This is a genomic window from Phyllobacterium sp. P5_D12 (assembly GCF_054049495.1).
The window spans coordinates 1-2503 of sequence record NZ_JBFUMG010000608.1; the positions used below are offsets into that span (position 1 = coordinate 1).

Consider the following 2503-nt stretch of genomic DNA (forward strand, 5'->3'; position numbering starts at 1 on the left):
ATAGTAACCCGTGCGTTTTTGCACGCTGGTCCTGATGATAATCGACGGGCCGGGTATCTGGAAAACCCCTAAACGACAGAAGCGCTCGATGAAGGAACGGCTGCTGTCCAGCCGATACGGTGGTTGTGTCTGCTGCCCCGCTATGCTGGGAATCGGGGAGTCGCCCTGGATGTCCACATCCCGACCATAGGTATAAGCAATGTCGGGATTTTGTTCCATGATGGTGACGGCACGGTTGAGCGCGCCCGGTACCAAAAAATCATCGGAACACAATATCAGGAAATAATCCGATTCCGCCCAATCGATCCCCTCGTTGAACGACGCGTGCGGGCCGAGATTTGTTTCGTGCAGCCGCAACTCGACCCGCGGATCCATCGCTGCAAGCTCTCGTGCCACTTCCGGGCTGTCGTCAGTCGAGGCGTTGTCGACGATCAGGACGCGCAGTTTCTCGACATCCTGCGACAGCACGCTGCCAACGCATGCCCGCAAATAGCGACCGTAGTTATAGTTTGGTATGACGACGTCAACGGACTTCACAGCATGCATCCCCACGCTTCTAACAATCTCGCATTATTCATTCGGCCGGCACTCCCTGCTTGTTCGGCATAAGCCGCGGCAGAAACAGTCCGACAATCCGGATAAGCTCTTCGAGGAATGGATGCTTGACTATGACCAGAGCCGCCACCCACCCGATTGCCGAAAATAGGCCGGCAACAAGTGCCTGTAGAATGGAGAGATCGAACGCAAAGCCATGCGCGGCAAGAACACCGAGCGGTCCCAAAATCCCCCCGAGGGTTACGACCGCACTTTTGGCGAGTATGGCGAACAACTCCTGCCAGTGGAACGGTGCATGCCGGCGAACATAGACGAGCGAAATAAGCATCTGGAACGGCAGGGCGATGAATTGACTTAGCACCAGCGCATATAATCCAAAAAAGCTAGCAGTACAGATGACGATCATCGACATGCCTCGCCCGATAAAATTTGCTCGAAACGCTTCCCGGTTTGCACCGAGAGCAACCAATACCGGGAACGTCAATATGTTGGGAAACCAGAAGATGGCCGCGACTGACAGGATTTGAACAAGTGGAACTGCAGCATCCCAAGCCTGCCCGAGTGCAATATGCACTATCGGATGGGCAAGAATAGCAACGACGAGAACTGCGGGCCAATAGAGCGCTGTAATATAGCTGATGATTTTCAGATAGGCGTCCTTGACGCTTCGTTGCGCTCTGGCTTCAGCTGCAAATGCAGGAAACGCGACCGAAAAGATCGCGGACAGCAATATCTTGTCGGGGAGTCCGCAGACAACATTCGCGCGGTTAAAGAGGCCGACGGCAGTCAACGGCATGATGCGCCCCAGCACCAGTTGGGGCAGTGCCTCATATGTCCTGTCGAGAACTGTCGAAGCGCCTTTGTAGCCACCGAAAACGAAGAACTCGTGCCAGCCTTTCAGTCGAGGATTGAACATCCAGAAGATCGGTCGGGCATGGAATCCAAGAGCCGTCCTGACCAATGCAGATGCCAGTGTTCCCCAGGCAAAACTCATAAAGCCAAAGCCGAACCATGCAAACGCGATGGTTACCAAGGCGTTGACAATGCTCCCTAGCGCGTTGATGCGGGTGAGGTTGCCAAATTCCATATCCCGTCGCAGCAGTGCAGCGATGGTACTGACTGGTGCATCGATCACACCGGAAATCGCCAGAATACAGACGAATCCGCTAAGACCCGCTTCGGAATAAAAACCAGCGAACCAGTGAGCCAGAAGAATAAGAAACGAGCCGATCGCAACTGAAAAGCCGAATATAAGAGTAAAGCCAGTGCGAATATCTTCTTCCGAAACATCTTCGCGTTGAATGAGATATTCCGATGTCACGAACTCTCGGAAATTAAACGCAATGGTCCCTATCCCCAGGCCGATGACCGCAAGCCCGATCTCCGTGCTGTCCAGTAGACGCGACAGAACGGCAATCATCGATATGCTGACAATTACCTGTGAATATTGTTCCAAGGCCGCCATAAAATATGCCCGGCGAACATTCCCCACCTAGATACCCCCGCGTGTAGTGGACCCAGCCAACGCCTTATGAGTGCAAAAAACTTCAGTTTGAACTATTATTCAAACACACAGAATCGCACAGGACGTCGATCTCATTGCGACGATAACTGCTCGCGTCATTTCATTTAAGCTGACCAATGAGATGAACAGTAACATAGCCATTTGACGTAATCACAAAGGGCAACCAAACATACTTGAATCAATCCGAGGTAGCCCGGTTCATCCTGACATCGCTCAAATGTGGAGCGCACCAACATACTCGTTGTTAAGCAAGCACGTATGATCCGCTTTTGGATGTGTCCTATGTCTCTGAAGCCAATTGTCAATTTTGCTTGTGAGCGTCTTTAGTTAGACGGCTGTACTGACTGCATCGGACCAGAGAACCCATGATTGAAGACGAACAAATCCGGATTGAACTCATGGCCACACAATTCTGGCTACGGG

2 protein-coding genes are annotated in these 2503 nt (G+C 52.2%); both read right to left on the minus strand.

Going from position 1 to position 2503, the window contains the following annotated elements; all coding sequences use genetic code 11:
* On the minus strand, positions 1-537 hold a 537-nt coding region (locus ACXJ5O_RS24170; protein WP_457302125.1), incomplete at its 3' end, for a glycosyltransferase family 2 protein.
* Between the two features lie 37 nt (positions 538-574).
* Positions 575-2020: an oligosaccharide flippase family protein gene (locus ACXJ5O_RS24175; protein ID WP_457302126.1), complete on the minus strand. Its 1446-nt coding sequence runs from the start codon at positions 2018-2020 to the stop codon at positions 575-577.
* Positions 2021-2503: the final 483 nt, after the last annotated feature.

Bases quoted from the DNA above. Each gene is read 5' to 3' on its own strand.
- ACXJ5O_RS24175 (WP_457302126.1), bottom strand. From the start codon at position 2,020: ATGGCGGCCTTGGAACAATATTCACAGGTAATTGTCAGCATATCGATG.